The 6,813-nt window shown below is 59.4% G+C and carries 9 protein-coding genes and 2 pseudogenes; 7 read left to right on the top strand and 4 right to left on the bottom strand.

From position 1 onward, the window contains the following. The 3 genes and pseudogenes from ACZIRK_RS44300 to ACZIRK_RS44290 form a co-directional block, all read left to right on the top strand. Positions 1-113: pseudogene (locus ACZIRK_RS44300) on the top strand (IS630 family transposase); the annotation flags it as partial. 1,449 nt (positions 114-1,562) lie between these two features. After that, positions 1,563-1,786: pseudogene (locus ACZIRK_RS44295) on the top strand (BolA/IbaG family iron-sulfur metabolism protein); the annotation flags it as partial. A 60-nt stretch (positions 1,787-1,846) separates the two neighbouring features. Beyond that, positions 1,847-2,194: a (2Fe-2S) ferredoxin domain-containing protein gene (locus ACZIRK_RS44290; RefSeq protein WP_028169327.1), complete on the top strand. Its 348-nt coding sequence runs from the start codon at positions 1,847-1,849 to the stop codon at positions 2,192-2,194. Between the two features lie 119 nt (positions 2,195-2,313). On the opposite strand, the gene ACZIRK_RS44285 is transcribed toward ACZIRK_RS44290, so the two are convergent. After that, positions 2,314-2,577 (bottom strand): hypothetical protein, encoded by a 264-nt coding sequence (locus ACZIRK_RS44285; protein WP_035693183.1) that lies wholly within the window; start codon positions 2,575-2,577, stop codon positions 2,314-2,316. 184 nt (positions 2,578-2,761) lie between these two features. Further along, positions 2,762-3,430: an OmpW/AlkL family protein gene (locus tag ACZIRK_RS44280; RefSeq protein ID WP_080664218.1), complete on the bottom strand. Its 669-nt coding sequence runs from the start codon at positions 3,428-3,430 to the stop codon at positions 2,762-2,764. A 404-nt stretch (positions 3,431-3,834) separates the two neighbouring features. On the opposite strand from ACZIRK_RS44280, the gene ACZIRK_RS44275 reads away from it, so the two are divergent. The 3 genes from ACZIRK_RS44275 (at position 3,835) to ACZIRK_RS44265 (ending at position 5,307) form a co-directional block, all read left to right on the top strand. Continuing rightward, entirely contained in the window at positions 3,835-3,999 is a 165-nt protein-coding gene (locus ACZIRK_RS44275) for a hypothetical protein (protein WP_155255682.1), read from the top strand. A gap of 505 nt (positions 4,000-4,504) precedes the next feature. Beyond that, positions 4,505-4,858 carry a hypothetical protein gene (locus tag ACZIRK_RS44270; protein ID WP_130231350.1) on the top strand — a complete coding sequence of 118 codons (354 nt, stop codon included), beginning with the start codon at positions 4,505-4,507 and terminating at the stop codon, positions 4,856-4,858. 215 nt (positions 4,859-5,073) lie between these two features. Then, complete coding sequence (locus ACZIRK_RS44265) at positions 5,074-5,307, top strand: hypothetical protein (protein WP_207231180.1); 234 nt, start codon at positions 5,074-5,076, stop codon at positions 5,305-5,307. Between the two features lie 125 nt (positions 5,308-5,432). Here the strand turns inward: ACZIRK_RS44265 and ACZIRK_RS44260 are convergent, their stop codons facing one another. Together ACZIRK_RS44260 and ACZIRK_RS44255 are read right to left on the bottom strand one after the other, a co-directional pair. Continuing rightward, complete coding sequence (locus tag ACZIRK_RS44260; protein ID WP_130231348.1) at positions 5,433-5,846, bottom strand: thioredoxin domain-containing protein; 414 nt, start codon at positions 5,844-5,846, stop codon at positions 5,433-5,435. Between the two features lie 8 nt (positions 5,847-5,854). Then, positions 5,855-6,289 carry a response regulator gene (locus ACZIRK_RS44255; RefSeq protein ID WP_130231346.1) on the bottom strand — a complete coding sequence of 145 codons (435 nt, stop codon included), beginning with the start codon at positions 6,287-6,289 and terminating at the stop codon, positions 5,855-5,857. Positions 6,290-6,694: 405 nt separating this feature from the next. On the opposite strand from ACZIRK_RS44255, the gene ACZIRK_RS44250 reads away from it, so the two are divergent. Next, on the top strand, positions 6,695-6,813 hold a 119-nt coding region (locus ACZIRK_RS44250), incomplete at its 3' end, for an ArsA-related P-loop ATPase (protein WP_463331978.1).

Raw genomic sequence — 6,813 nt, 5'->3', positions numbered from 1 at the left:
ACCACATCGATGCCTACGTCAACGCTTACAACGACAAAGCCGAGCCCTTCGTCTGGACCAAGAAAAAGGTCCGTCAACGCCGGTTCAAAGGCCGCCGTATCACTCAGCTCTGATTCCGGGTACTAGCTCGCCGAATGGACTGGCCAACCAAAACTCTATACGCCCGAGAAGGGCGATTCCAGCGGACGCGGCAGCTCCATCTCGGTTTTCTCGTCGGCGCGGAGGGTTGGACGCCCGGCTGGCCTGCATGTGCGCTGCATCGCGGGAGACGGTCGCCAACGAAACTGCGCGCGCCGAACTCGATTTCGCGTTGTCCACGCTCGCTAACTGGACACGCAACCAGACAGGCAAGCCGTATGATGAAAGCCGTCGGCCCGACTGTAGAGAATAGGTGGGGCTGACGTCGTCCCGCATTCCTTTTGCTTCCGTCCGCCCTAGCCTGCGATAGGGCACGCCCGCGTGCTTTCAGAATCGGGGGGCAGCCTCCCCACATTGCTAGATCCATAAAATCGCGTGCGGACGAACGCGAGCGGCGCGGCTTCACGCTGTCCACCGAGTGAGGCGGCAAGGCGGCGAACGTCGACGCCAGCACCATTTTTGGTCGGGTGAATCCGCGTGCCGGCTTCGCTTCCAATGAGGCCCCATTTGTGGGGGGAGCCGAGGCGAACAGGTGTTAGTGACATCCAAAACGCGCTCGAGACAAAGAAAGCCCTCGGCGGCTACAACCGCCGAGGGCTCCGTCTGGGCTGGCAGGGGGGATCGCAGACCCAGACGTGACAGGACCGTTAGGCAGTGAAATGACGATCCTGTATCAGGAGTTCTGGGAGACTCGCTTTAGAGTAGGCTGGCCGTGCATGCAGGGAGAGGGGGAACAATCCTGCGAAGTACAAACCCCAGTCACGCGCATCAATTCAAGCGACATATCCATTGACCCTAGCCTTGTAATCGAGGTCTTTGCCCCAGGAATCAACTGATTGAAGGCAAGCGCCTTCAAGGCGGAGAGCGTGAAGCGCCGACGCCACTGGCATCCCCGATTGTGGTTTGCCATGGGCGCCGTCGTGGTCCCAGCCGGCTTGGCTTGCGCCCTTGCGCAAGCCGCGCTCGGCGATCGCGCGCTCTCGTCAGAGCGTTCAGCGCTCACCGAAAGATGCGGTCGGTTCGCGCCGAATGGTGCCGGTAAGCGGTCATGCCCTGCTGTAGCGAGGCGTCGAGCTCATCAGGCAGCTTGGCGAAAATTCATGGGCTCCTCCGAGAAGACGACGGTCGTGACGCGCTACATCCTTCCGCGAGATGACATTGCAAGAGCCGGGCCATGCGGAAGGATCGGGATTCTTCGGCTATTTTGGGGGCTAGCTGCGGAAAAGCTGGAGGCGCACGCGTCTGCTCGATGTTTGTCACGTCCGCAACAAAAGAGACCGTTGCTGTAGCAAACGTGACGATGAGTGGCAGTTGTACGTCGGCAGACCGAGAAGGATCGGCGCAGAAGCGCGCGGCGCGCATCTTGGTTCGAAGCTTGCATGGAGAAGCAAGATGGTGGAGCAAGCCAAGCGGGAGCAAGGCAGATCGCGATGAGGGGACCAGACATCGAAGCCCTGATCAGGAAAGGCTTTTCGGACGCGGAGGTGTCCATGACTGATCTAGCCGGCGACGGCGATCATTATGGCGCCCGCGTCGTTTCGCGCGCCTTCACAGTCAAGAGCCGAAGCAGCATCAGATTGTGTATGCGGCGCTCAACGGGATAATGGGTGACGAGCTTCACGCGCTCGCGCTGACGACCGCGGTCCCGAGCGGTGCACTCGGACCTTGTCCCCCTTCAGATGAACCCAATCGAATGCGTGGCGGGCTCATGAACTCAGAAACGGAATTCGAGCTTCCTCAACTCTACAGGCATCATGTCTTTGCCTGCCACGTCCAGCGTCCGCCTACTCATCCGCACGGCAGCTGCGGTGCAGCTGGTGCGCAAGCCCTGTGGGACAGGACGAGCAAGGCGATCGAAGTGCAAGGGCTCACCGATATCGGCTTCACGGCGGCGGGCTGCCTCGGCTTTTGCAAGGCCGGTCCCTTGATGGTGGTCTATCCCGATGGCGTCTGGTACCGTCCAACCACGCCTGACGACATCGACGAAATCGTCGAGTCCCATCTCAAGGAAGGTAAACGTGTCGACCGCCTGGTGATGGTGTTGAAGCGGAGCTGAGGGCTCGGTTAAAGGCAGCTTGCGCGGGCTATCAAGTTAGCCTCGGCTTCCATCTGACGACTGGCGTCTCTGGAATCCTGGGTTACCCTCTTTCGCCAGGGTGATGAGTGGTGGTGACCTCACGGTCCTTCATCAAGAACTCCGTGCCCAACCGGGCCCTTGACCTTATAGGTGCGGCCTTCGCTTTCGTCGGGATCCTCGGTAAGATGGATGTTCCTGATCAGGGTGCGCGCTTGATCACCGTGGACGAGCCTTTGGATTTCAAGTCCCTGATCACCATGCCCTGCCACCTCCAGCGGCGAGCCGTTTGAATCCCTGACGTTGATGTCCTTGTGGCGCTTTGCGCGACGCTCGCCGAGATGGAAAATGGCTTGATCAATCACTCTTACCCTTCGATCTGGTCCGTCACCTCATGTTGACTCCGCCAATAGCGCAAAGCTAAAGCGAATGCGGCGCCGGGCCCGGCTCCCGGCGCTGAGAGAGATGACGCTTCTTCGAACCGTCAGCTCGCTCGATCTTTTTGTTTGCGCAACCCGGTTTCCACTTTTCCCCGATCGTGCTCTTGGGTCAGAACTTGTAGGTGATGCCGCCGCCGACCAGCCATGGGTCGATATTGGCGCGCCCGGTGACCGGAATCGCCTTGTTTACGGTCGCCGAATAATCCGGCCGCAGCCACAACTTCTTCACGTCAACGTTGAAGCCCCAGTGACGGTCGAGCATGTAGTCGAAGCCGAATTGGACCGCGGCGCCAACTTGGTTGCTGATCTGCAGGTCGGTGACCGCGAGGCCAGCGACCGGCGTGTTGCCCGCCGACTGGTTGAAGAATACGGTGTAGTTGATGCCGGCACCGATATACGGCTTGAACGCGCCGAAATCGGTGAAGTGATATTGCAGCGTCAACGTCGGCGGCAACAGCCAGGATTTGCCGATGTCGAGCCCGTTGAGCGTCCCGGTGCCGTTGATGTGATGCTTGGTCGCGCCGAGAATGAGTTCGGCGGCGATGTTCGGGGTGAAGAAATAGGTGATGTCGAGCTCCGGGACCACTTGATCGCTGATCGAGAGCCCCAAATTCGGTGACGACAGGCCCGGAACGCCGAAGACGTTAACCGAGCTACCTCGAGCATCCGGCAAAACGCCGAGCACGCGCAGGCGGATCATCCAGGGATTGAATGGTTCGACCGGCGGCGCTTTGGTGTAGATCGCCGCCGATGCGAGATCGGCAGCTTGCAGCGACATGGTGGCCCCACCGAATGCCTCACGAGCAGCGAGGCTGTCGTCAGAATTGTTCTTGTTCTCATCAAATTCTTCGATTCCCAAGTCAGCGCGGGGAGTCGCGCGACGTCTCTGTCACACACGCGGCATCGCGAAGGATTTGATGCGAATCAAAATCGGGCGGTCGAGACACGATCAAGTCGCCATGTTGCGAAAGGATCACGACCGTAAGGCGTGATGACTGACTTTTCTTCGAATCGTCATTCCGCTCTATATTTTTTGTTTGAGCATGATCTTCTCGGAAAAGCGGTTTCCACGTTTGCGGATCACGCTCTAATGCAATCCAGCTACAGCGGTAACGCGCGATCGAGGGGCCTCGAAGTTGCGCCGCCATGCCCGCGCATACGCGGGGATTCATTGAGGCAGCAATGTTCGCCAAGTTGCCCGGCTTCCTCCTCTATCTGAAGGGTGCCGGCCGGCAATTGACTAATCAATTCCGCGTCGCCCCTTGTTCGGAAGTCGGATTGGAAATGATCCTGGTGCGGCATATGGTGGCCGAGCCGGGCGCGAGCGGCGAGTTTGGCGTTGCCTAGCCGATCTCGACATAAACCTTCGTATCGTTCCGTCCTACCCTTTGGATACCCGACGATTACCTACGTTCAATTGAGCTGCTGATGGCGGTCGTTCTAGGCTGCGTCCTGCCCTCCTTGGGCGTTTCCTCCCTAGACTTCGGCCGCTTGTGGCAACGCAGGCGGCCATTTCTTTGTCAGATGGCCGCTGACTCGCATGGCGCTCCTGTAATTGGCTCGGAAACGAGTGGGCGGGCCGTAAATGAGCGTCATCATCGATACCAATCTAGCCGAACGCCGAAGGCTAAGCTTGATGAGCTAAATAAGAAGGCGATCGACGCCATCACGTCCGGCAAGCTCACAGATGGGCGCCAGTATCAGCGCAATGTGGGGTAAAGGCGCCCGCCGCCGCTGCGCACCTGCTCGCTTAGACGCTGGAAGACATCCTGAAAGACCAGGAGGAGAGGGATGGTACGTGTTTCGACATTGGAACGCCGTTCCAATTCGGAGGACGAGAAGGGCCGAGCTGATGAAGCTCGTTGGCGATCTGTGCACCATCGAGCTGCTGAACAACAAAGGGGTCAGCATCTACATCGAGCCGGAGAAGATCGATGGCGGGCTCATCCTGTCGACCGGCGCGATCAAGGAATCAGTCTGGCAGGACACCGTCGGCCTGGTGCTCAAGAAGGGCAAGACCGCCTTCAAGCATGAGCCGCAGACCGGCACCTATTTCCACGGCCAGGATGTCAAGGCCGGCGATTGGGTTGTATTCCGGCACGGCGATGCTCGCCGCGTCCGGATCAAGGGCGTGGATTGCCGCATGGTCGAGGACACGCTGCTCGACATGGTGGTCGACAACCCCGACGTGATCACACACCGCTGATAGTGACACCGCTTGGCGGAGCTTTCGGGCGCACTGAACTAGAGCGGGTCGTTTTGTCGGCTTTGAGACCAATATCCACCACATGACGCTACACACACCCAGTACGAAGCGACTGTAGCCAACTTTCAAAATCGGCACATCGCTTGCTTCATTCGGGGCACCATCACCGGTCGCAGGCGGGGCGGTGCTGTAGGGACGGACTCGGCACGTCCTCCATGGCGTCCGGCCGCCCCGCCAATTTGTTGTGGGGCGACATGAAACAGCCCTTCGGCGCCTCGCTCGGCTTGATCGATGTCACTACGAATGTCGATGCGGTCGAACTGGAACGTGCAGCGAAGCGTCCACTGATGTCCGGCTTTCACGCGCAATTCAGCATCGGCGAATGTGCCGGCTCCGCCGCGATGACCGCATTGGCGGGCTGCACCTTGGGGCTTTTTCATCAACCCTAATTAAAATTATAGACGCGCGTGTAGAGCCCCGATCGTCTTCAGCGAGCCTGCTGCCGCGCCCGAAGAAAGGGGAGCGGGGAAACTCCGCTTTCTTCGCCTCTCGTTAAACTAGCGAGTAGCGTAGCTCACCCGCTCCGGCAGTACCCTCCGGCTGCCTCGCTCGAGCATCGCTCGAGATCGTCCTGCATGCTCCGCCCAAGCAGCGACAGCACGGGCTCATGATCGAATCCTGCGCATCTTGCGCCGTCGGCGTTGATCAGCGGGCGCCTTATCTGGAGCGGATCGCTCAGCATCAGCGCGAGTGCGCTCGCCGCGTCGCTTATGTCGGGATTGATTTGGCCTGACTTGATACGGGGCGCGGCGCGGTTGAACCAGGATCCGACCGGCGTATTGCCGAAGAACTGGCGCAGTTGCTCCGCGCGCCACGGCTCCTTCAAGATATCCTTGGCAATCACGTGGTGGCCCGCGGCCTTCAGCGCCTGCATCTGGCGCGCGTTGGTGGCGCAGCCGGGTTTTTGATAGAAAATGATCGTCGCCATGGCGTGGCCTAATTCAGCACCCTGAGCTGCACGATGGGCGCGGTGGCGCCGCGTTCGAGAATACCATCGACCTTCTTGCGGACGGCTTCCAAGGTGAGAGGCTTGATAAGCACGCCGTGCGCGCCCGCCTTGATGCCTTCGGCCGCGGTGGCCTCGTCGGATTTCTCGCAGACGATCAGGATCCGCACCTCGGAAAAATGGGCCGCCAATTGGCCGATCAACGGCGGCCCCTTTTGTTTGAAAAAGGAGGCGCCGAGCAGCACCAGATCGGGCTTCAACCAATCGACGCGCCTGACAAAAGCCTCTTCAGGCGTTGCAAGCTCGTGCGTTTCGATCTCATCGTGCAGCATAAGCTGCAAAGCCACCCGGGTGATTTCGTCATCATCGACCACGAAGACCGGTCGCTGGTCTTCCGCCTTCGAGGTTTCGACGCCCATCTGCATTATCGCTCTCCAAGCGGCTTGTATGAGAAATTAGCAATTTCCGTTCCACGCATGAACGCATCGAAAGGGCCCGCGCCAAGCCGGCTTTTGCCCGTTTGATGCTTGCGATCCTTGTTCGGCTTCTGACAGCGGCACAATTGCTGTCACCTTCAAAACACCTGGTGTCATCCGCGGGCTCGCTGGTTTTTCAACGCGAAATCAGAAGCTTAAAGAGCGTGGACAGCCTTGGCACGGGGGTTGCTATTACGATGCAGCAACACTGAGTGAGGGCTGAGTGCACGCAGACGCGCAAGACGAGCGATGCTCTCCTTCCCTTGAACCCGTGTGCCTCGTTTCTGAGAGAGAAACAAAGCTGGCGCGCGAGCCAGCGCGCAAACTTTGGCAAATCGGTTGATGCAGAGCAACATGTCTTCACTGAGACAAATCGCGTTCTACGGCAAGGGTGGCATCGGCAAGTCGACCACCTCGCAGAACACGCTGGCGGCGCTGGCCGAAATGGGCCACAAGATCCTGATCGTGGGCTG

The organism is Bradyrhizobium sp. Leo114 (assembly GCF_055229415.2).
Note: the sequence above shows the minus strand (reverse complement) of the source record. Positions and strands in the feature narration are given on the sequence as shown.

Bases quoted from the DNA above. Each gene is read 5' to 3' on its own strand.
- ACZIRK_RS44260 (WP_130231348.1), bottom strand. From the start codon at position 5,846: ATGGCGACGATCATTTTCTATCAAAAACCCGGCTGCGCCACCAACGCG.
- ACZIRK_RS44265 (WP_207231180.1), top strand. From the start codon at position 5,074: ATGGCGTCCGGCCGCCCCGCCAATTTGTTGTGGGGCGACATGAAACAG.
- ACZIRK_RS44275 (WP_155255682.1), top strand. From the start codon at position 3,835: ATGTTCGCCAAGTTGCCCGGCTTCCTCCTCTATCTGAAGGGTGCCGGC.
- ACZIRK_RS44280 (WP_080664218.1), bottom strand. From the start codon at position 3,430: ATGTCGCTGCAAGCTGCCGATCTCGCATCGGCGGCGATCTACACCAAA.
- ACZIRK_RS44255 (WP_130231346.1), bottom strand. From the start codon at position 6,289: ATGCAGATGGGCGTCGAAACCTCGAAGGCGGAAGACCAGCGACCGGTC.
- ACZIRK_RS44270 (WP_130231350.1), top strand. From the start codon at position 4,505: ATGAAGCTCGTTGGCGATCTGTGCACCATCGAGCTGCTGAACAACAAA.
- ACZIRK_RS44290 (WP_028169327.1), top strand. From the start codon at position 1,847: ATGAACTCAGAAACGGAATTCGAGCTTCCTCAACTCTACAGGCATCAT.